Source organism: Actinoallomurus liliacearum (genome assembly GCF_039542035.1).
Classification (GTDB): domain Bacteria; phylum Actinomycetota; class Actinomycetes; order Streptosporangiales; family Streptosporangiaceae; genus Actinoallomurus; species Actinoallomurus liliacearum.
Genome location: NZ_BAABHJ010000005.1, coordinates 1,028,778 through 1,049,418, shown reverse-complemented (window position 1 = coordinate 1,049,418; position 20,641 = coordinate 1,028,778). Strand labels below are relative to the sequence as shown.

16 protein-coding genes and 1 pseudogene are annotated in these 20,641 nt (G+C 71.9%); 7 read left to right on the top strand and 10 right to left on the bottom strand.

The window, feature by feature from the left end; translation table 11 throughout:
* The first annotated feature begins 9 nt into the window (after positions 1-9).
* The 3 genes from ABD978_RS12870 to ABD978_RS12860 all read left to right on the top strand — a co-directional run bounded on the left by ABD978_RS12870 (position 10) and on the right by ABD978_RS12860 (position 3,464).
* The gene (locus ABD978_RS12870; RefSeq protein ID WP_345353356.1) at positions 10-732 is read left to right on the top strand and encodes a TIGR03089 family protein; all 723 of its coding nucleotides are present in this window, start codon (positions 10-12) and stop codon (positions 730-732) included.
* A gap of 35 nt (positions 733-767) precedes the next feature.
* Positions 768-2,201, top strand: a complete 1,434-nt coding sequence (locus ABD978_RS12865; RefSeq protein ID WP_345353354.1) for an LCP family protein — start codon at positions 768-770, stop codon at positions 2,199-2,201.
* Positions 2,202-2,342: 141 nt separating this feature from the next.
* Positions 2,343-3,464: an acyltransferase family protein gene (locus ABD978_RS12860; protein WP_345353352.1), complete on the top strand. Its 1,122-nt coding sequence runs from the start codon at positions 2,343-2,345 to the stop codon at positions 3,462-3,464.
* Here the strand turns inward: ABD978_RS12860 and ABD978_RS12855 are convergent.
* The 3 genes from ABD978_RS12855 to wecB are packed head-to-tail and all read right to left on the bottom strand — an operon-like array spanning position 3,394 to position 7,359.
* Positions 3,394-5,628 (bottom strand): glycosyltransferase, encoded by a 2,235-nt coding sequence (locus ABD978_RS12855; RefSeq protein WP_345353350.1) that lies wholly within the window; start codon positions 5,626-5,628, stop codon positions 3,394-3,396. The two genes, ABD978_RS12860 and ABD978_RS12855, sit on opposite strands and share 71 nt — an antisense overlap.
* The gene (locus ABD978_RS12850) at positions 5,625-6,299 is read right to left on the bottom strand and encodes a hypothetical protein (RefSeq protein WP_345353348.1); all 675 of its coding nucleotides are present in this window, start codon (positions 6,297-6,299) and stop codon (positions 5,625-5,627) included. The genes ABD978_RS12855 and ABD978_RS12850 overlap by 4 nt, the downstream gene beginning before the upstream one ends.
* Complete coding sequence (gene wecB / locus ABD978_RS12845; RefSeq protein ID WP_345353695.1) at positions 6,292-7,359, bottom strand: non-hydrolyzing UDP-N-acetylglucosamine 2-epimerase; 1,068 nt, start codon at positions 7,357-7,359, stop codon at positions 6,292-6,294. Before wecB ends, ABD978_RS12850 begins: the two co-directional genes overlap by 8 nt.
* A 50-nt stretch (positions 7,360-7,409) precedes the next feature.
* Here wecB and ABD978_RS12840 point away from each other — a divergent pair, with 50 nt between their 5' ends.
* The 3 genes from ABD978_RS12840 (at position 7,410) to ABD978_RS12830 (ending at position 11,320) form a co-directional block, all read left to right on the top strand.
* A complete protein-coding gene (locus tag ABD978_RS12840; protein WP_345353346.1) occupies positions 7,410-8,867 on the top strand; it encodes a glycosyltransferase family 4 protein in 1,458 nt (485 codons plus the stop codon).
* A gap of 12 nt (positions 8,868-8,879) precedes the next feature.
* Positions 8,880-10,148, top strand: a complete 1,269-nt coding sequence (locus ABD978_RS12835; protein ID WP_345353343.1) for a nucleotide sugar dehydrogenase — start codon at positions 8,880-8,882, stop codon at positions 10,146-10,148.
* Between the two features lie 68 nt (positions 10,149-10,216).
* Positions 10,217-11,320: a glycosyltransferase gene (locus ABD978_RS12830; protein WP_345353341.1), complete on the top strand. Its 1,104-nt coding sequence runs from the start codon at positions 10,217-10,219 to the stop codon at positions 11,318-11,320.
* 47 nt (positions 11,321-11,367) lie between these two features.
* Here ABD978_RS12830 and ABD978_RS12825 read toward each other — a convergent pair whose 3' ends face one another.
* The gene (locus ABD978_RS12825) at positions 11,368-13,152 is read right to left on the bottom strand and encodes an outer membrane protein assembly factor BamB family protein (protein WP_345353339.1); all 1,785 of its coding nucleotides are present in this window, start codon (positions 13,150-13,152) and stop codon (positions 11,368-11,370) included.
* A gap of 68 nt (positions 13,153-13,220) precedes the next feature.
* Here ABD978_RS12825 and ABD978_RS12820 point away from each other — a divergent pair, with 68 nt between their 5' ends.
* The gene (locus ABD978_RS12820; protein ID WP_345353337.1) at positions 13,221-15,407 is read left to right on the top strand and encodes a HelD family protein; all 2,187 of its coding nucleotides are present in this window, start codon (positions 13,221-13,223) and stop codon (positions 15,405-15,407) included.
* Positions 15,408-16,064: 657 nt separating this feature from the next.
* Here the strand turns inward: ABD978_RS12820 and ABD978_RS43860 are convergent.
* From ABD978_RS43860 to ABD978_RS12795, 6 genes and pseudogenes are all read right to left on the bottom strand, one after another.
* A pseudogene (locus ABD978_RS43860) lies at positions 16,065-16,214 on the bottom strand (helix-turn-helix domain-containing protein); the annotation flags it as partial.
* 326 nt (positions 16,215-16,540) lie between these two features.
* A complete protein-coding gene (locus ABD978_RS12815; RefSeq protein ID WP_345353335.1) occupies positions 16,541-17,401 on the bottom strand; it encodes a glycosyltransferase family 2 protein in 861 nt (286 codons plus the stop codon).
* Positions 17,398-18,189 carry a CDP-alcohol phosphatidyltransferase family protein gene (locus ABD978_RS12810; protein ID WP_345353333.1) on the bottom strand — a complete coding sequence of 264 codons (792 nt, stop codon included), beginning with the start codon at positions 18,187-18,189 and terminating at the stop codon, positions 17,398-17,400. The genes ABD978_RS12815 and ABD978_RS12810 overlap by 4 nt, the downstream gene beginning before the upstream one ends.
* The gene (locus tag ABD978_RS12805; protein ID WP_345353694.1) at positions 18,167-19,222 is read right to left on the bottom strand and encodes an iron-containing alcohol dehydrogenase family protein; all 1,056 of its coding nucleotides are present in this window, start codon (positions 19,220-19,222) and stop codon (positions 18,167-18,169) included. The genes ABD978_RS12810 and ABD978_RS12805 overlap by 23 nt, the downstream gene beginning before the upstream one ends.
* A gap of 17 nt (positions 19,223-19,239) precedes the next feature.
* Positions 19,240-19,971 carry a phosphocholine cytidylyltransferase family protein gene (locus tag ABD978_RS12800; protein WP_345353331.1) on the bottom strand — a complete coding sequence of 244 codons (732 nt, stop codon included), beginning with the start codon at positions 19,969-19,971 and terminating at the stop codon, positions 19,240-19,242.
* Complete coding sequence (locus tag ABD978_RS12795) at positions 19,968-20,636, bottom strand: DUF5941 domain-containing protein (RefSeq protein ID WP_345353329.1); 669 nt, start codon at positions 20,634-20,636, stop codon at positions 19,968-19,970. Before ABD978_RS12795 ends, ABD978_RS12800 begins: the two co-directional genes overlap by 4 nt.
* Between the last annotated feature and the right edge of the window lie 5 nt (positions 20,637-20,641).

Genomic DNA, 20,641 nt, shown 5'->3' with positions numbered 1-20,641 from the left:
TTCACTTTCATGTCACATCCCGTTGAGCTCCTGCGCGGGGCCCTGGCCGCCGACCCGTCCCGTCCGCTCGTCACCTTCTACGACGACGCCACCGGAGATCGCGTCGAACTGTCGGTGAAGACGTTCGACAACTGGGTGGCCAAGACCGCGAACCTCCTGGTCGACGGGCTCGGTGCGGTACCGTCCGGACGGGTGGCCCTCGCCCTTCCGGGGCACTGGCAGACCGCCGTCTGGCTGTTCGCATGCTGGTCGGCCGGGCTGACGGCGGTGCCGGTCGGCGACGGCGCCATCCCGGGCGACGCCGACATCGTAGCGGCGGAGCCCGCCCGGCTGGCCGAGGCGGCGCGCTCGGCCGTCGACGTCGTCGGTCTGTCCCTGGACTCGCTCGGCGCGCCGCTGGCGGAGTGCCCGCCGGGCGTCATCGACTACGCGGTGGAGGTGCGCGCGTACGGCGACCGTTTCTCCGGCGGCGTCCTCGATGCCGGCGCCCCGGTGGTGGAGTTCGCCGGGCGGACCCTGACGGGGACGGAACTCCTCGCGGAGGCCCGCGCGTTGGGCACGCCGGAGGGTAGCCGGGTGCTCACGACTGTGGGATTCGACACACCTGAGGGTCTCCTGAAAGGTCTGCTGGGGCCTTTGACCTCGGGTGGATCAGTAATAATCTGCCAAAACCTCGACAAGACAGGTTTGGAACGCCGAATCTCAGTAGAACATGTGACATCCGTGATCTGACCGGATCGCCCGTTACATGGATTAATGCCGAGCCGATGGGGCCGATGATCAGCGACTACGACTACCTGGGCCAGGACCATGCGTCCGGTCCCCCGCCGAAGCGGGGGATCTGGTGGCGCGTGATCGGTTGGGCGTCCATCGGGATGGCGGTGGTCCTCGTCGGCACGAGCCTGGCCGCCTACGCGGCCTACCGGAAGCTCGAAGGCAACATCAAGCACGAGGACGTCGCCGCCCAGCTGGGCGGCAAGCGCCCGCCCAAGCTCAACAACGCGCTGAACGTCCTGCTCATCGGCTCGGACCAGCGGAACGGCGCGAACGCCAAGTACGGCAAGGACGTCGGCGAGCGCTCCGACACGATGATCCTGCTGCACCTGTCCCCCGGGGGGAAGAAGGCCGTCGGCATCAGCTTCCCCCGGGACTCGATGGTGCCGATCCCCTCCTGCAAGACGAGCAGCGGCCGCACCATCCCGGCGCAGAGCGTCGCCATGATCAACTCGTCGTTCAACAACGGCGGCGCCGCCTGCACGATCCGGACCCTCGAGGCGCTGACGAAGATCCGTATCGACCACTTCGTCAAGGTCGACTTCTCCGGGTTCAAGCGGGTCGTGGACGCCCTCGGCGGCGTCGAGATCTGCCTGCCCAAGCGCGTCGCCGACAAGAGCAGCAAGCTGTACCTGTCCGCCGGGCGGCACGTCGTCAAGGGCGAGCAGGCGCTGGCCTACGTCCGCACGCGCCACGGCCTCGGCAACGGCTCCGACCTCGACCGCATCAAGCGCCAGCAGAAGTTCCTCGGCGCCGTCGTGAAGAAGGCGACGAGCAACGGCACACTGACCAACCCGTCGAAGCTGCTGAGCTTCCTCGACGCCGCCACCAAGTCGGTCACCACCGACAAGGACTTCACCGTCGACGAGATGAAGAAGGTCGCCGGCAGCGTGCAGGGCATGTCGGCCGGCAAGGTGCAGTTCATCACCGTGCCGAATGGGGCGTACGCGCCCGATATCAACCGCGTCGCGTTCAGGCAGCCGGACGCGGACAACCTGTTCGCCGCGATCCGCAACGACAACCAGGTGCAGGCCCAGGCCGCCACCAAGAAGGTGAAGATCCCGCCGGCGCAGGTGAAGGTCGAGGTCCTCAACGGCACGGCGACCCCCGGGCTCGCCGGACGGGCCGGGGACCAGCTCAAGGCGCGCGGCTACCAGGTGGTCAAGGTCGGCACCCTGACCGGCACGAAGCCGAGCACGACCGAGGTGCGCTACGGCACCGGCGCCGACCAGCAGGCCGCCGCCCTCGCCCAGGTCGTCCCGAACGCCAAGCCGGTCGCCGGACAGGACACTCCGGCCGGGACCGTGGACCTCGTCCTGGGCCCCGACTGGCAGGGGCTGAAGAGCGCGCAGTCGGCCGAGATCCCCTCCTCGAGCGCCGCCGGAGCGGTGAACGCCGCCGCCGACGTCTGCTCGGACAAGTCCTAGACCCGCCGGTCCGCGCCGTTCCTGAGAGGTTCCTCATAGCTCGGCCGTTGTCCTGCGTGTGCCTCCGAGTGTCGGTATGGTCGTTTCTGAGCCCCGTGATCTCCCCGGGGTCCGGAACTCCGCCTCCACTTTCTGGAATCGATGACCTCGCCGACCGCGAACTACGCCCATTACCCGTCGTCGTCCCCGCCAACGATCCCCGACCTGTACGCCGTCTCCCCCGCGCTGCCCGCCGTGCCCGCGCCCCGCGCGCGCCGCCGGCGGGACCCGTTCTTCGACAACGCCAAGTTCCTGGCGATCGTCCTGGTCGTGATGGGCCACTCGATCGTCAACCTGCGCGACGTCCGGTTCGCGCATGCCCTGTACCTGTTCGTCTACACGTTCCACATGCCGGTGTTCATCGTGATCACCGGCTACTTCTCCCGGAACTTCACGTTCTCCGGGGGCAAGGCCCGCAAGCTGATCACCAACCTGGGCGTCCCGTACATCGTCTTCGAGACGGCGTACTCCACGTACCACTGGGCGGTCGGCCACTCCGCCTTCCAGATCAGCCTGCTCGACCCGTACTACCTCACCTGGTTCCTGATGGCGCTGTTCCTGTGGCGCCTGTCCACGCCGGTGTGGCAGCAGATCCGCTGGCCGGTGCTGGTGGCCCTGATCATCTCCCTGCTGTCGGGCATGAGCGACCTGCCGGACGAGCTGGAGATGCACCGCACGTTCGGCCTCGTGCCGTTCTACGTCCTGGGCCTCATGCTCAAGCAGGAGCACTTCGACCTGCTCAAGCAGACCAAGGCCCGCGTGCTGGGGGCGCTGACGCTCCTGTTCGGGTTCGTCTTCACCTTCTTCGTCGCCGACCGCCACATGACGACCGAGTGGGTGTACTGGCGCAGCCCCAACGCCCACATGCACGTGAACAACCTCACCGGCACGGGCATGCGCCTGGGCCTGATGATCGCGGCGACCATCCTGGTGACGGCGTTCCTGACCATGGTGCCGGCCAAGCAGACGTGGTTCACCGGCCTCGGCGGCGCCACGCTGTACGCCTACCTGCTGCACGGCTTCCTCACGAAGCTGATGGAGTACATGGGCTGGTACGACGTGTCGTTCCTGCACACCATCCCGGGCGTGCTGGTGACCGCGGCGACCGGCGCGGTGGTGGCGACGCTGCTCTGCACCCCGCCGGTGCGCAAGGTCATGCACTGGGCGCTTGAGCCGGATATGTCGTGGGCGTTCGTGCCGCTGCGGCGGCCGAAGAGGGCCTGAGCAGCTCCACCCACCGCTCGCCGACGAGATCGAGGGCGTAGGACCGCGCGACCTCCGCGTGGGCCTGCGCCCTCTCCTCGTCCCACCGGCCCCCCGCGACCATCGCGGCGATCCCCCGCGCCATCGCGGCCGGCGACTCGTGGATCCAGCGCCGGTCGTAGATGGTGTCCGCGCCCGGCCAGCCGAGCAGCGCGGGCACCGCCCCGGACGCCATGCCCTCGGCCGGCGCCAGGTGGAAGCTCTCGTCGTCGCTGGTGGACAGCACGAAACCGACGCGGCGCAGCCACGCGGCGACGTCCGGCCCGGCCGGGTCGAAGACGACCGAGCGCGCGAGCAGCGGTGACCGCCGGATCCGCCGGAACAGCGCCTCGAACGCCTCCCGCTCCTCCGTGCGGTTCCAGATCCACGGCAGGTCCCAGGGCAGCTTCGACTTCACGAACAGCGTGAACCGCGGGTCCTGCCGGCGCAGCTCCTCCAGGGCGTCCACGGCCAGGTCGAGGCGCTTGCGCCACGGCGCGATCCCGATCATGCCGAGGTGGAACCGGGCGCCGGGGAGCTTGGCGCGGTCGAACTGCGCGACGTCCACCCAGTTGGGGATCACGGTGATCTTCTCGGCGGGCCAGCCGGTCATCTTGCGCGTCAGCTCCGCGTACGACGGGCTGACGCAGACGACCTGGTCGATCAGGTCGATGTCCAGCCGTCCCGGCCACGCGCCGTAGAGCTCGAAGCGGTGCAGCCGCACGATCAGGCGCTGGTCCGGGCGGCCGTGCTTCTTGCGCCACTCGCTGTACCAGACGGCGTTCGGGCCGCACCACTCGCAGATGATCACATCGGCCCACTCGGCCAGCTCCGTGCTGACCTCCGGGTCGTGGGTGCCGAGGGCGGGCCAGCGGTCGACGCGCACCTCGACGTCCGGGAGCGCGCCGATGTGGTCGAGCAGCCGGGTGAAGAACTTCAGGTCGTGCCCGGCCACGACGATCCGCGTCTTGCGCCCGGCCCCGTCGGCTCGCAGCGGCGGGGGGAACGCCTGCCCCAGGTACGTACGGAGCCGGTCGGCCGCCGCGTCGAGGGTGAACGCCCGCGCGGCGTCGAGACACCGGCGGCGGGCGAGCGCGTAGACCTCCGGGTCGGTCACGTCCGCGAGCACGTCGACGACGTCGTCCTCGGTCGCGGCGAACAGCGGATAGTCCGCGCCGAGGAGGTTCTCGTGCATCGGGGTGCGGTTGAGGACCACCGGCAGGCCGAGCGCCCCCATCTCCAGGACCTTGGTGGACAGCTCCAGGCTCGCGTCGAGCTCCGGGTGACGCCAGGACAGCCCTACGTCGCAGCCGGCCGACACCCGCATCGCCTCGGCGCGCGGGTGGCCGCCGTGCCAGGTCAGACCGGGCGTCGACTCCAGGGCCACGCGCATGCGGCGGGAGAAGCCCGGGTCCTTCCTGTCGTGGTGGATCTTGTCGCCGATCATGTGCAGCTCGGCGTCGATCTGCCGGGCGGCCAGCCGCCGCGGCAGCGCGGTCATCTCGTAGGTGTTCCAGCGCGGCGCGAACTTGCCGGTGTAGACCAGCCGCAGCGGCCGGCCGGGGGCGCGCTCCGCCGCCGGTTCGAGACCGTCGGGGAGGGCGACGACCGGCGGGAACAGCACGCACTTGCCCGTCGCCTTGTGCAGCACCCCTTCCAGGTGGCAGCGCAGCTCCTCGGTCTGGCAGAGCAGGAACCGGGACGCCTTGGCGACCGCCGCCAGCTCGCCGCGCGTCCTCCCGTCCAGGTCGGCGACGGTCTGCGGCACGTCGGTGAGGTACGTCCACAGCCGCCCGGCCAGGGGCGTCGCGGTCAGTCGCACGGCCAGCCGCTTCCCGCGCACGACGATCAGGTCGTACGGCCGCTCGGCGTCGAGCTCGGTGAGCAGCCCGGCCGCCTCCTCGACGGTCAGCGACGTGGTCGCCTCGTCCGGCCGCCGGCGTACGGTCACCCCGGCCAGCTGTTCGAGCGGCTCGACGAGGCGCGCGGTCCGCACCGGGGCCTTGAGGACGAAGGTCACCTCGACGCCGGCGAGCCGCAGCGCCTGCACCATCCCCTGGGCCCAGATCGCCGACCCGTCGATGAGGTTGAGATCGACGTCGCCGTACACGAGAGCGCGCACGCGTTCTCCTTCTCGCAGGATCATGAGAGTTCTTCGATGCCGAACCGGGCGCACAGGCCGGGCAGCGCGTCGGCGATCGGCGTGCCGGGCGGCACGGTGGCGTCCCAGCCGAACCCGGCGATGGCCGGGGCGGAGCCGGCCAGCACGACGGGACGGCCCCGGTCGTGGGCCACGCTCATCAGGGCGAGGAGCGCCCGGTCGCGGTCGGGGACGCCGGGGACGCCCAGGTAGGCCCACGGCCCGCCGGGCGCCCCGGCGGCGGCGTCGACGATCACCAGGTCGACGTCGGTCGTGTCGAGGACGAGGGCCGCGTCGTGCGGCATCAGCGGCACGACGTGCGCGACGTCCGCCAGGGCCTCGGCGGCGGCCGGGCCGAGCACGCCGGCGACCACGAGACCGGTCGCGGGCGCCGCCGCGATCAGCCGGTCCTCGTCGCGCGCGGTGAACATCGGGCGTTCTCGGGCGTCCACGGACGTCACGACGTTCGGCGCGCCGCGGTGCCGCCACATGCGATACAGCTCACGCGGCAGCTGGACGACGCCCTTGCCGGGCCTGCGGGCCGCGTCGGTGACGGCCCGGCCGACCTTGAGGGACGTGGAGCCCTCTAGAGCGGCGACCCGCGCCTCGAGGATCTGGACCCGCGCCTCCCGGTCGGCCAGCGCCGCCTTGAGCCGGGCCACCTGCCGGTCAGCCACCGAGCCATCCCTCCACGACGCGGGCGATGCGCGGGCCGGCGTGGCCGTCCCACAGCGGCGGGTGCTCCCGGTCGCCACGGCCGGCCGCCAGGGCCTCGGTGACCGCCGGAACGACGTCGTCGGCGGTGACGAGCCGGTTGGTGCCGTGCGTGATCGTGATCGGCCGCTCGGTGTTGGGCCGGAGCGTCAGGCACGGGACGCCGAGGATCGTCGTCTCCTCCTGCACGCCGCCGGAGTCGGTGACGACCGCCGCCGCTCCGCGTACGGCCGCCACGAACTCGACGTAGCCGAGCGGTTCGAGCAGCCGCACGCGCGGGTGCGCGTCCAGGCCGGCCTCGGTGAGCACCTTCCGGCCGCGCGGGTGCACCGGCATGACGACGTCCACCAGCTCGGCGATCTCGTGCAGCCGCTTGACCAGGCCGGCCGCGATCTCCGGGTCGTCGACGTTCGCGGGCCGGTGCAGCGTCGCGACGACGTACCGCGCGGGCAGGTCGTACGCCCGCCGCACGGCCTCGGTGTCGAACTTGTCCAGATTCGCGAGCAGCGTGTCGATCATCGGATTGCCCACGAAGTGGATCCGCTCGACATTGACGCCCTCGGCCGCGAGGTGGCCGACGGCCTCCGGGCTGGTGACGAGGCACAGGTCGGACAGCTGGTCGACGAGGCGGCGGTTGACCTCTTCGGGCATGGTCATGTCGAAGCTGCGCAGTCCCGCCTCCACGTGGGCGACCGGGATGTGCAGCTTGGCCGCGACGAGGGCGGCGGCGATGGTGGAGTTCACGTCGCCGTACACCATGACGAGCTCGGGTGAACGCTCGATGAACTCCTTCTCCAGCGCCACCATGATCGCGGCGGTCTGGGCGGCGTGGCTGCCGGACCCGACCTCCAGGTTCACGTCGGGTTCGGGCAGGCCGAGGTCGCGGAAGAACACCTCCGACATGCGCTCGTCGTAGTGCTGGCCCGTGTGGATCACCCGCTGCTCGCGGCCCGTCGAGGACAGCGCGGCGATCACCGGCGCCGCCTTGACGAAGTTCGGCCGGGCGCCGAGGACATGCGCGATCACAGTTGCGTTTCCCTTTCGTTCACGAACGATCCCTAACCTCGCCCGCCATGCAGGTGGCGAAGATGCTCTTCTTTGGAACGGTGCTCGCGTGGCGGCACGCGATCGCCGATCCCCGCCGGGCGGTCCGGCTGGCCGTACGGCTGGCGCTCCGCGCGGCACCCGGGCGCGTGCGCACGCGGTTCCGCGCGCTCGCCGCACCGGCCCCGCAGCGCGCCGACCGGGAGAACCGGGACCTGCGCGCGCTGCTCGACGACGCCGCTCAGGTCAAGTCCCGAGGCCACCGCCAAGCGCCCCGGCCGGACGGCGACCGGATGACGGTGCTGCACCTGGTCACGAACGCGCTGCCGCGCACGCAGGCCGGGTACACCGTGCGGACGCACCGCATCGTGTCCGCGCAGCGCGAGCTGGGCCTGGACCCGCACGTCGTGACGCGGCTCGGCTACCCGCTGACCCAGGGCGTCCGGGACGCGCGGGCGCGGTGCGAGGTGGACGGGATCCCCTACCACCGGCTGCTGCCGTGGACGCCGCCGCGCGGGCCGGTGCGTGAGGTGCGCAAGGCCGCCGACCTGGCCGGACGCCTCGTCGAGGAGCTCCGCCCGTCGGTGCTGCACGCGGCCGGCAACCACCTCAACGCGGCCGTCGCGCTGGAGCTGCGCCGCAGGTACGGCCTGCCGGTGGTGTACGAGGTGCGCGGCTTCCTGGAGGACTCCTGGCTGTCGCGGGACCCGGCGCGCTCGACGGGCGATGAGTTCTACCGGCTCACCCGCGAGCTGGAGACCGCCCGGATGCGCGACGCCGACCTGGTCGTGACGCTCGGCGAGGCGATGCGGGCCGAGATCCAGGGGCGTGGCGGCGTCGGCGACGTGCTGGTCGTGCCGAACGCCGTCGACGACAGCTTCCTCGTTCCCCTGCCGGACGGCGGGAAGCTCCGCGCCGACCTCGGCATCGCCGAGGGCGACGTCGTCGTCGGGCTCACCTCGACGTTCTACGGCTTCGAGGGCATCGACACGCTCATCGAGGCGGCGGCGCTGCGGCGCGACTTCACGCTCCTGCTCGTCGGCGACGGCCCCGAGCGGCCGGCGCTCGAGCGCCGCGCCGCCGAGCTCAAGGTCCCGGCGATCTTCACCGGCCGGGTGCCGGTCGATCAGGTACGTCGGTATCACGCAGTCCTCGATGTTTTCGCGGTCCCGCGGAGAGCGGACCGGGTGTGCCAGTTGGTGACTCCGCTGAAACCGCTGGAGGCGATGGCAGGGGGACTCCCAGTAATAGCAAGTGATGTCAAAGCGCTCCGCGAAATCATCGAACCGGGCGTGACCGGCACGTTAACTCTTCCAGAAGACCCGGAAGCTTGGGCGAATTGCCTGGACCAGCTCATTTACAGTCCGAAGCTACGCGGCGAAATCGGTCAGGCGGCCCGGGAATGGGTCGCGGCGAACCGCACCTGGCGGGCCGTCACGGCCCGCTGTCTCGGCGCCTACCGGGACATCGCCTCCGCAGCATCCTGAAGGGAGCCACTGGTGGATCTGGTGGTCATCGGACTTGGCTACGTCGGCCTCCCGCTCGTGCGGGAGGCCGGCCGCGCCGGCCTCCGGGTCGGCGGGCTGGACCGCGACGCCCGTGTCGTCGCCGGGCTCAAGGCCGGCCTGTCCCACGTCGACGACGTGAGCGCCGAGGACGTCGAGCACATGCTCGCCGCCGGGTTCACGCCCTCACGGGACGAGGACATCCTCGACGGTGCGCGCACCATCGTGATCTGCGTGCCCACGCCGCTGTCGACCGACGGCGGCCCGGACCTGACGGCCGTCCGGGCCGCCGCCCAGACGGTCGCGCGGCACCTGGACCCCGGCACGCTCGTGGTCCTGGAGTCGACGACCTACCCGGGCACCACCGACGAGGTCGTCCGGCCGATCCTGGAGGAGTCCGGCCTGGTCGCCGGCGAGGACTTCCACCTGGCCTTCTCCCCGGAGCGGATCGACCCGGGCAACCCGGTGTACGGCGTCCGCAACACCCCGAAGATCGTCGGTGGCCTCACGCCGTCCTGCGCGCACGCCGCCGCCGCGTTCTACGGCAAGTTCGTCGACCACGTCGTGCAGGCCAAGGGCACCCGCGAGGCCGAGATGGCCAAGCTCCTGGAGAACACCTACCGGCACGTCAACATCGCCCTGGTCAACGAGATGGCGGTGTTCTGCAACGAGCTGGGCATCGACCTGTGGGACTCGATCGCCTGCGCCGCCACCAAGCCGTTCGGCTTCCAGGCCTTCTACCCCGGCCCCGGCGTCGGCGGGCACTGCATCCCGATCGACCCGAACTACCTGTCGTACAAGGTGCGGTCCCTCGGCTACCCGTTCCGGTTCGTCGAACTGGCCCAGGAGATCAACGAGCGGATGCCCCGGTACGTCGTCGAGCGCGCGCAGGCCCTGCTCAACCGCGAGGGCCAGGCGATGAAGGGCGCCAAGGTGCTCGTCCTCGGCGTCACGTACAAGCCCGACATCGCCGACCAGCGCGAGTCGCCGGCCCGCCCGGTCGCCCGGCGGCTGCGGAAGATGGGCGCCGACCTGAGCTTCCACGACCCGCACGTCGAGAGATGGGAGGTCGACGGCGAACCGGTGCCGCGCGCCCGCGTGCTGTACACGGCGCTCGCGGAGGCCGACCTCGTGATCGTCCTCACCGACCACCGGGAGTACGACCCGGAGAGCCTCACCCGGCACGCGCGGCTGCTGTTCGACACCCGGGGCGCCACACGCCGCCTCGAGGAAACGGCCGCCGAACGCGTCGAATTGCTGTGACCTGATGGCCTCGTGGAATTCACCGAATATTCTTCCGCGCCCGCGAGACTCTCGGCGAAGTGAGAACAATGCGGATTTTCGTGTGCACCGTCGTGCACCATCCAGAGGACGCGCGAATTCTGCACCGGCAGATCCGCGCGCTTTTGGACGCCGGCCACGACGTGACCTATGTGGCGCCGTTCCGGACCTGTAATGTGACGCCCTGGCCGGAGATCGACCCGCTCGATGTCCCGCGCGCTACCGGCCGGAACCGGCTGCACGCGCTGCGGACGGCGCGGCGCGTTCTCGCCAGGCACGCGAAGGACGCCGACATCCTTCTGCTGCACGACCCCGAGCTGCTGCTCGCGGTGCCGCACCGGCTCCGCTCGCGCACCGTCTGGGACGTGCACGAGGACACCGCCGCCGCCCTGGGCGCCAAGGGCTGGCTGCCCGCGCCGCTGCGCGTCCCGCTGCGGTTCGCCGTGCGCCGCATCGAGCGCCGCGCCGAACGCCGGCTGAAGCTGCTGCTGGCGGAGGAGGGGTACCGCGACCGGTTCCGCCTTCCACACCCGGTGGTGCCGAACACCACCCACGTCCCCGACCTGCCGCCGGCCCCGCCCGGCGACGACCGGATCATCTACGTCGGGCAGCTCTCCTTCGCCCGCGGCGTGAACGACCTGATCGCGCTGGCCCGGCTGGTGCACGCCGACGGGATCACGCTCGACCTGGTCGGCGGCGCCGACGCCGACGTACGGCCCCTGCTGCGCGACGCCCAGCGGGAGGGGATCCTCCGGTGGTACGGGTTCGTGCCGAACGACCGGGCGCTGCGCATGGCCGAGGGCGCCCTCGCGGGCCTGTCGCTGCTGCACGACACGCCGAACTACCGGCACTCGATGCCCACCAAGGTCGTCGAGTATATGGCGCGCGGCATCCCCGTCGTCAGCACGCCGAACCCGATCGCCGGCCGGATCGTCGAGGAGGCGGGCTGCGGCCTCGTCGTGCCGTTCGAGGACCCCGAGGCCACCGCGGCGGCGGTCCGGCGGCTGCGCGACGACCCGGAGCTGCGCCGCGAGATGGGCAAGCGCGGCCATGAGGCCGCCCGCGCGCGGTTCCACTGGCCCGAGCAGGCCCGGTTGTTCGTCGCCCAGTTGGAGGACTGGGCCCGCGACGCGTCCAAGGCCCCGGTGGCCTGAGCCCGGCTACACGGCCGGGGGCCGGCGCCCGCGACGGCGGGCAGGCGCTACGCGGCGGCGGGCAGGCGGGCGGCGATGACGGCGGCTAGGCGCGTCGCCGTGTCGGGCAGCCCGGAGCTGACGGTCACGATCGTGCGGCCGACCCGCATCACCACCGTGCCCGACGACGTGCCGATCGCGTACGCCTCGTTGCCGGCGCGCACCCGGTCCCGCGCGCCGTTCTGCGTGTCACGGGCGGCGGCGAACAGCGCCTTGGCCGCCCCGTCGTCGGGAGCGACCCACTGCACGGTGACCGACAGGACCCCGGCCTCCCGCTCCGGCCCGTCGGGGGCCCGTCCCCGCGCGCGACGCGGCCGGAACGTACAGCCGGCCGGCACGCGCAGCCCGTCGACGGCGGCCGCCGTCGGCTCGCCGGAGTATCCCCGCGGCAGGTCCCGCTTCGGCAGCAGGGAGCAGGCGTCCGGCCACTGACGGGCCGGCACGCCGGCCAGCTCCGGCGGGCCCGCACCGCGAACGCCGCCGCGCAGGGCCACCAGCCGGGCCGCGCCGAACGGGCGCGGCCGCGCGGCCGGCGCGGCGACGTAGAGCAGCCCGCCGCCCGCGGCGAGCCAGGGTCGTACGCCGTCCAGGCCCGCCCGCAGGACGACGGGGATCGGCACCGTCGTGCCGTTCCCGCTGACCGGGTCGATGACGTCCACTCCGGCGGGCAGCAGCGGATCGGCGAGCCGGGACCGCAGCCCGTACACCAGTCCGCCCGCGACCGACAGGGCGCTGTAACCGGGCATGTCCCGATGCCAGGACGACGAGCCCGACGCGATGTCCACCGACTCGAGGCGACGCGTCGGCGTCGCGTCCTCGGGCCGCCGCCCGGTCTCGTAGGCGACGAGCAGATGCCCGGCGGTCACCGCCATCGGGCACATGTCGCGACATAGGTCCTGGCCGGCGCGGTCGAGGAAGACCCGCCCCTTCTGGTCGAACGCCTGCAGCGACGAACCGTCGAAGACGACCGTGACGTCGCCGCCGACCGCGAGCGCCGAACGGGCGGTGTTCCGGGTGACGACCGTGAAGTCCGTACGTCCCTTGACCGGGTCGACGACCAGGATCCGGTCACTGGCGCCGCAGTCGATGCTGAACGCGGCGATCTGCTCGCTGCTGTCCGACGCGTACGGCACCGCCTCGGGCAGCAGGCAGCCGTGCGGGAGCCGCTTGGCCCACAGCCGCCGGCCCGTCGTCGCCGACCTGCCGTACAGCGTGTGCCGCCCGTCCTCGGTGACGAACACCACTCCTCCGGCGGCCGGCCAGCGCAGCGTCGTCCGGTCGATGGCGGCGGGCACGTCGCCCCGCTGCCGCCACAGCAGCGTGCCGTGCACCGCGTCCAGGCCGACCATGAGGCGGTTGCCGCGATGCCCGGTGCGTTCGAGGTAGGCGATGAGGACCTGTCCCGTGCGCGCCCAGCCGAGCATCGACCACTCGGCGCGGTAGTAGTGCCAGCGCTCCCGGCCCGTACGCGCGTCCCGGACGTCGAGGCCGTGCCCGGACACGACGACGAGCTGGCCGTCCATGATGGCGTACGCCACCCGGTCGTAGGCGGGCAGGTCGCTGTCGCCGACGGGCGTGCTGAGCTGCCAGCTCGTGGTCACCGGCGTCGCCGGCGGGCCGATGTCGGCCAGCGGCGGCTGCGGCGCGTGCGTGACGGTGCGGTTCACCTGCCACCACTCCGCCTGGAGGATGAAATGGTCGGCCAGCACCCCACCGACGATCACGGTCAGCAGGGCCGTCAGGACGCTCAGGACAATGTGCCTACGGCTCCGCGCGGACTCGACCGTGATCACCCCTTTCCATGTGTGCCACGCACTGCCGAGCGTACGGGGTTCCGCGGCCGCGCACCGATAATTGGTCCATGGTCCCGACCGTCAAGGACGAGCAGATCGCCGCGGAACAGTCCCGCGTGGACGAAGCCTACGCACGCCTGGAGGAGATGCGCGCAGGCGCTCGCCGGATGCTGGAGGAGGGTTACCGCCAGGCACAGGCCGGAACGAAGGGCTCGCTCGTCGACCGGGACGCGATGGTCCACCAGGCGGCCGTCCGCAGCCACGCGCTGGACGTCGCCGAGGAGGGCCTCGTCTTCGGCCGCCTCGACCTGGTCGGCGGCGAGACGCTGTACGTGGGGCGGATCGGCGTCCGCACCAGCGAGCACGACTCGCTCGTCATCGACTGGCGTGCTCCGGCGGCCGAGGCCTTCTACCGCGCCACCCCCGAGGATCCGCGCGGCGTCGTACGCCGGCGGGTGCTGCACTGCCGGGGCCGCAAGGTCGTCGACCTGGAGGACGACCTGCTCATCCCCGACGCCCGGCCGGACCTGACCATCGTCGGCGACGGGGCGTTCCTGGCCTCGCTGGCCCGCAGCCGGGAGGGGACGATGCGCGACATCGTCCCCACGATCCAGCGCGAGCAGGACGAGGTGATCCGCGCCTCCGCCGACGGCACCGTCATCGTGCAGGGCGGCCCCGGCACCGGCAAGACCGCCGTCGCCCTGCACCGGGTGGCGTACCTGCTGTTCCGGCACCGGCGCAGGTTCGGCTCGCGCGGCGTGCTGATCCTCGGCCCGAACCCGCGCTTCACCGCGTACATCGAACGCGTGCTGCCGTCCCTGGGCGAGGGCGGCGCCACCCTGCGCTCGCTCGGCGACCTCGTCCCGGGCGCCGCGGCGGCCGCGCACGACGCACCGGAGCTCGCCCGCGTGAAGGGCGCCGCGATGATGACGCGCGTCCTGCGGCGTGCCGTGCAGGACGTCCCGCCGGACAGCCCGGACATCCTCCGCACCGTCTACCGCGGCGTCGTGGTGTCGCTGGACCGCGAGACCCTGGACCGCATCCGCCGCGAGGTGCACCGCACCGCCCACGGCTCGGTCAACACCGCCTACCCCCGCGCCGCCGACCTGCTCCTCGGCGCGCTCTGGGAGCGGTTCTGCGAGGTCGGCGGCCTGGACGACGCGCCGGGGACGAAGCGCGCGGCGTTCACCGCGCACGTCCGCGACGAGCGGCGCTTCGTCGAGTTCCTGCGCGACTGGTGGCCGGTCCGCCGCCCCGCCGACGTGCTGCGCGCGCTCACCGACCCCGACCGCCTGCGCCGCGCCGCCGGCCGTTCACTCAACGACCGGCAGGCCCGGCTGCTCGCGGAGACCTGGCGCGGCCCCTGGTCCTACCTCGACATCGCGCTGCTCGACGAGGTCGGCGCGATCCTGGGTCCCCCGCCGCGGCCGCCGCGCGGCAGGAAGCGCAAGGCGGAGGACCCGTTCGTCATCGACGGCGTCAACGTCTTCACCGGCGAACGCGTCGAGGTGGAGGACGACGACGAGCCGACGCTGCGCGAGCTCACGACGTACATCGAACGCCGCGAGCAGGCGATGCGCCGCGACGACGAGGACGACGCGGACCTGCCCGTGGAGTACGCCCATATCGTCGTCGACGAGGCGCAGGACCTGTCGCCGATGCAGTGGCGCATGCTGGGCCGGCGCGGCCGGTCGGCCACCTGGACCATCGTGGCCGACCCGGCCCAGAGCGCCTGGGAGGACTCCGCCGCCGCGCGCAAGGCGCTGGACACCGCGCTCGGCCGCCGGCCGCGTCACGCGTTCGAGCTGACCACCAACTACCGCAACTCGGTGGAGATCGCGGACGTGGCCGCGCGGGTGCTGGCCCGGGCGGTGCCCGAGGCCCGGCCGGCCCGCGCCGTACGCGCCTCGGGCCACCGCCCGGTGATCCGGCACGTTCCGGAGCTCGACGGCAACGTGCGCGCCGAGGCCGCCGCCCTGGCCGACGCGGTCGAGGGCACCGTCGGCGTCATCCTGCCGGTGGGGCACCCGGCCCCGCCCCTGCCCGGCCTGCCCGAGCGGGTGCAGGTCCTGGACGCCCTCGAGGCGAAGGGCCTGGAGTTCGACGCGGCGCTGATCGTCGAGCCGGGCGAGATCGCGGACTACGCGCGGACGGGCCTGCGCACGCTGTACGTCGCCGTCTCCCGCGCCACCCAGCGCCTCACCGTCCTCACCACCGCCCCGGACTGGCAGGAGTTGCTGTCGGGCACCGGATAAGAGCCTCGCGCGGCTCATCCGGTCCAGGACCCGGCGCGCGTAGCCGTCGGTGGTCTGGATCTCGGCGAGCGGCACCATGGGGAGCCGTACCCGGGTCAGCATCGGGATCTCGCGCCGGAACGAGGTCGCGCGCAGGCACTTCTGCGACAGGTCTGTGATCTCCGTCCACAGCACCGGCGCGAACTCCTCCACCAGCCGGATCCGGAACTCCCCGTGCGTGCACTTGTACGAGAAGGGGTCCTTTCCCGAGGCGCACGGCGGCATACGGCCGTCAGCGGCCGCCCCACCGGTCGCGGCAAGGTCCTCCTCATCCTCCTCGGCCGCGCGCGGGTCGAGGGGCATACCGCCCCACTGCAGCCAGTAGGAATTCCAGCGGGAGGCGCGCATCTCGTCCAGGAGGTCCGTCAGCCGGTCCAGCGCGTCGGGGTCGCGGGGGACCGCGACCTCAAAGACGGTGACAGGGACCGGTGCCCCCTGCAGCGCTGCCGCCATCAGACCATCGGCGAGGTACGGAGTCTCGGCGAACCAGGAGACGAAGGACGTGAACTCGATCTTCCAGTCGGCGACCCGCTCCTTCAGCGGGCGCCCGGCCGCCGCGGCGATGGCCGCGTCAATCGCCTCCCACCTCGGCTGCGCCTCCAGGTGTAACTCCAACTCCATCGCTTCCAGGATCCGGTCGGCCAGCGGAAGGCTGACATTGCGCGTGCCCCGCTCGATGGCGCTCAGCGTCGCCACGCCGACATCGCACAGGTCGGCGAGGCTCCGCATGGACAGCCGCCGTGTCCTCCTCGCCTGCCTGATCAGCATCCCGATCCGCTGACTGCTCCCATCGGACATGACAGCATCATCGGCCGTACTGACGGCCGGCATCCACCGCCATCTCCAGGCTGTGGAAAACGCGTGTATGAGCGAACCCGGACGCGGGCCCGCTGGCACGGCCTGGGACGAGTCCCGGACAAGGCGGACCGCCGGATCCGGGGGTGGAGGCGCCGTTTTCCGCGCCGTCTACTCAGCGGAGAATTCGTCTCCTCTGAGTAGACGGCGCGGAACGAGGCACGGCACCCCCGGGGCGCTTCCGTCTCGGTCTAGGGCGTTTTGTCGCGCTGAGGGGTCGGCACTTGCTCGCGCGCCGCCTAGATGATCGGGGGGCGGCCTAGGCGGGTCATGCGCCAGACGGTGCGCCAGGAGATGGGGCGGCGCCTGCCGGCGGGCTTGCGCCAGCCCTCCAGGAAGCCGCTGAACCAGGGGCGCAGCGCGGCCGGCTTGCGCTCGCGCAGGAGCGTCATCCCCACCCACACGCCGAGGTAGGCGAAGACGAGCGGCCACGGCAGGTTGCGCCGGGCCAGCCAGACGCGGTTACGGGCGTTGAGCCGGTAGAACATCTCGTGCCGGGTCGGCGCGACCGCCGGGTGGAACATCACCGACTCGGCGTCGTACACGATGCGGTAGCCGGCGTTCAGCGCCTGCCAGGCGAGGTCGGTCTCCTCGTGGGCGTAGAAGAAGTCCTCCGGGAGCCCGCCCGCGACGTCGAACACGGCACGGCGCATCGCGCAGGCGCCGCCGAGGAACGTCGTGACGTCCGACGAGCGGAGCGGGTCGCCGGCGCGCAGCCGGGGGACGTGCCGCCGCTCCCCCGGACCGCCCTCGGGGTCGCGCACCCGGAAGGACACGATGCCGAGCTTCGGGTCCCGGGCGAACATGTCCCGCAGCCGCGCGCCGAGGTCCGGCGATTCGTACCAGCCGTCGTCGTCGAGGAAGAGGATGAGCTCCCCGGACGACGCCTCGACGCCCCGGTTACGGCCGCCCGGGATGCCGAGGTTCTCCGGCAGGCGGACGACCTTGACGTTCTCCGGCCAGGAGCCGGGGACGTCCGCGCCGTTTCCAACGAGGACCACCTCGACGTCGACCCCGATCTGGCCCAGCGCGCTCTTGACGGCGCGCTCGAGCTCGGCGGGCCGGTTCCCCATGGTCAGCACGACGACGGACAGCCTCATTTGAGCCTCCGGGACGCCACGATGCTGACGAAGTGCAGGCCCGTCTGGAGGACGGCGACGACCGCGACGGCGACGGCCAGGACGCGCGTGGCGGTCAGACCGTGCGTCAGGTGGTCGACGACCGCGGCGGCCACGATGAGCAGGGACAGCTCGACCGCGCCGATGATGCGGTGGAGCTTGAGCAGGGAGGCGGCCTCGCGGGCCAGCGCCAGTCCGGTGGACTCCGGGCGCAGCGCCCGGTCCCCGGTCACGGGGTCGGCGGGCAGGCCCGACTTGGCGCGGGCGACCACGACGTTGTCGGTCTCGGCCTTGATCAGCGCCGCGCCGAGCGCGGCGAGCAGGCCGAGCTCGACGTAGCCGCCGTTCTCCCACGCGCCCTGGGCGCGCACGCCGAGGCCGGCCAGCAGCGTGACCTCCGACATGTAGTGCCCGATCCGGTCGAGGAAGACGCCGGTAATGGACGTGCGCTTCCGGAACCGGGCGACCTCGCCGTCGGAGCAGTCCAGCAGGAGGTAGGCCTGGATCAGCACGGCGCCGACGATGGCCCAGACCAGGCCCGCGGTCCCGCGGCCGTCGACCGCGACGGCCACGCCGCCCAGCATGCCGCAGGCGATCATCATGTAGGTGAGCTGGTTCGGGCTGAACCCGATCCGGATGAACAACCAGGTGAACAGCGGCGAGATGCTGCGCATGTACAGCCGTCCCGCCCAGTGCTCTTCGTTCCGGCGTTCCTTGAGGCCGGGTGGCTGTCCGCCCGCCCGAACCTCAGCCAGCGAAGGTGCCGACATATTCGCGTACCGCTTTCAGCACAGCGCCCTCGTCGAGTCCGAGGTGCTCGAGGATGGTGTATCGGCCAGGCCGTGTCTGGGGAGCGTAGAGCACCGCCTCGGCGAACTGCTCCTCGGTCAGACCGATGTCTTGCGGTGTCTTGGGCAGCCCGTGACGGTCCAGGCATGCCACGATCTGCTTGAGGCGTTCCGCGCCCTCGCCGAGGTGGGTGGCGCGCAGGTGGTAGCAGAACGCCGCGCCGATCCCCGCCAGCTCGCCATGGTTGGCGGTGCCGGGGAACAGCTGGTCGATCGCGTGCAGGATCTCGTGGTCGCCGCCGCTCGACGGGCGCGAGGACCCGGCGAACGACATCGCCATCCCCGACAGCACGAGCCCCTCGGCCAGCACGGTGAGGAACTCGTCCGACTCGATCGACCTGGGCTGGTAGATGAGCGCCTCGGCGGCCGTACGGGAGAGGGTCAGCGCGAGCCGGTCGATCGGGTCGCCCTGTTCCCGGCCCGCCAGCAGCCAGTCGTCGACCGCCGAGAAGTTGCTCAGCACGTCGCCGACCCCGGCGCGAACGAGCCGGTCCGGCGCGGCGCGCACGTAGTCCAGGTCGACGACCATGGCCAGCGGCATCGTCACACCGAAGGTGTTCTTGCCCTTCTCATGCTCCAGGGAGGCCGTGGGCGAGCAGATGCCGTCGTGGGAGAGGTTCGTGGCGACGGAGACCATCGGCATGCCGGCGAGCGTCGCAGCGTACTTCGTGGCGTCGATGGTCCGGCCGCCGCCGATGCCGACGACCGCCTCGTACGAGCCGCTGCGCAGCCGGGAGCCGAGCTCCACGGCGGCGTCGACCGTGCCGCCGTCGACGTGGAACACCTCGCACGCCTGCAGGCTCGGCCGTATGTGCTCGGCGATCTGGTCGCCCTGCCCCGGCCCGACCGCGATGGCGACGCGGCCCTCCGTGGCGATCCGCCGGTCCGCGAGCAGCTCCCCGAGGTGGGCGATGGCCCCGCGCCGCACGTCGATGGACAGCGGCGCGGGGAGCATCCGCGTGAGCAGCGGCATCAGTATTCCTTGGCGATCCGGCGGGCCTTCTCCAGGTCGTCGTGGTTGTCGACCTCGACCCAGTCGACCGCGCCGATCGGGGCCACCGAGATCTTGCCGCCGCGGTTCACCAGCTCCTGGTAGCCGTCCTCGTAGTACAGGTCGGGGTCGCGCTCCCAGGTGGCCTGCAGGGCGGCGGCGAGCGGCTCGGCGGCGGCCGGCTCCAGCAGGGTGGCGCCGATGTACTCGCCGTACGCCTCGGACGGGTCCATCAGCTTCGTGATGCGCTGAAGGTGCCCGTCGGCGTCGAGGATGACCTTCATCTCCTCGTCGGCGAGCTTCTTGGCGTCGTCGACGGCGAGGAGGATGTCCGGGCCGCGGTTCCCCAGGAGGGTCTTCTCGACGCTCACCGGGTGCACCGTGTCACCGTTCACCATGAGGACGCCCTCGCGGAAGTGCTCACGCGCCAGCCACATGGAGTAGGCGTTGTTCCACTCCTCGGCCTTGTCGTTGTGCACGAGCGTGATGGACACGCCGTACCGGCTCTCCAGCGCGGCCTTGCGCTGCTCGACCGCCTCCGCGCAGTAGCCGACGACGATGACGACGTCGGTGAGCTCGACCTCCGCGAGGTTGCCGAGCGCGATGTCGAGAATCGTCGTGTCACCGTCGACCGGCACCAGGGCCTTGGGCAGCGTGTCAGTGTACGGACGGAGACGTCGCCCCGCTCCCGCGGCCAGAACCATGCCGATCATGAGCCGGCTTCCTCCTCATCCTCGAGATTGACCATGACGCCCTTGCCGGTACCGGTCCGCACCCAGGTGTAGACGCTCTCGATGCCGAACAACAGGGCGAAGTAGACACCGAGCACCGCCAGGACGATCGGCAGCTTGCCCGCGAGCGTGGCGACCGCCGCGATCAGCAGGCGGCCCTCCCAGCCGAGGCCGGCCACGAACACCCACCGGGCCGGCCACAGCCGCTGGCGCGTGCGGTAGACGGTGTCGTAGTGGTGGTAGGCCAGCACGCCCAGGAAGGCGTAGACCAGCGGCTTGGAAACGTCGTGGGAGAAGCCCAGCGTCGCCAGGTAACCGTACTCGATCGCCCGCATGATCGGCGGCACGAGCCAGTCCAGCCGTCCGCTGTGCGGATGCGTCGAGCCGGGGCCGGCCAGCAGCAGCACCAGCACCGGAGCGAAGATCGCCGGGCTGGTCTGGCCGCTGACGCCCACTCCCAGCAGGATCGCGGTGACGATACCGGCGACGAGCAGCGGGAGCAGCGGCGGAAGCTGACCCTTGGTCAGCCGGCCCAGGACGTGGGCGATGGGACCGTCGTCGCGGTAGGCGACCAGCCGGCTGCCGTGGTAGGCGAGCTCGGCGTCGGGAGCCGGGGCGGCGGCGGGCCTGTCGGCCGCCGCGGACATACCGG

Bases quoted from the DNA above. Each gene is read 5' to 3' on its own strand.
- ABD978_RS12795 (WP_345353329.1), bottom strand. From the start codon at position 20,636: ATGTCCGCGGCGGCCGACAGGCCCGCCGCCGCCCCGGCTCCCGACGCC.
- ABD978_RS12870 (WP_345353356.1), top strand. From the start codon at position 10: ATGTCACATCCCGTTGAGCTCCTGCGCGGGGCCCTGGCCGCCGACCCG.
- ABD978_RS12800 (WP_345353331.1), bottom strand. From the start codon at position 19,971: ATGATCGGCATGGTTCTGGCCGCGGGAGCGGGGCGACGTCTCCGTCCG.
- ABD978_RS12805 (WP_345353694.1), bottom strand. From the start codon at position 19,222: ATGCTCCCCGCGCCGCTGTCCATCGACGTGCGGCGCGGGGCCATCGCC.
- ABD978_RS12820 (WP_345353337.1), top strand. From the start codon at position 13,221: ATGGTCCCGACCGTCAAGGACGAGCAGATCGCCGCGGAACAGTCCCGC.
- ABD978_RS12860 (WP_345353352.1), top strand. From the start codon at position 2,343: ATGACCTCGCCGACCGCGAACTACGCCCATTACCCGTCGTCGTCCCCG.
- ABD978_RS12855 (WP_345353350.1), bottom strand. From the start codon at position 5,628: ATGATCCTGCGAGAAGGAGAACGCGTGCGCGCTCTCGTGTACGGCGAC.
- ABD978_RS12810 (WP_345353333.1), bottom strand. From the start codon at position 18,189: ATGTCGGCACCTTCGCTGGCTGAGGTTCGGGCGGGCGGACAGCCACCC.
- ABD978_RS12815 (WP_345353335.1), bottom strand. From the start codon at position 17,401: ATGAGGCTGTCCGTCGTCGTGCTGACCATGGGGAACCGGCCCGCCGAG.
- ABD978_RS12830 (WP_345353341.1), top strand. From the start codon at position 10,217: ATGCGGATTTTCGTGTGCACCGTCGTGCACCATCCAGAGGACGCGCGA.
- ABD978_RS12840 (WP_345353346.1), top strand. From the start codon at position 7,410: ATGCAGGTGGCGAAGATGCTCTTCTTTGGAACGGTGCTCGCGTGGCGG.
- ABD978_RS12865 (WP_345353354.1), top strand. From the start codon at position 768: ATGGGGCCGATGATCAGCGACTACGACTACCTGGGCCAGGACCATGCG.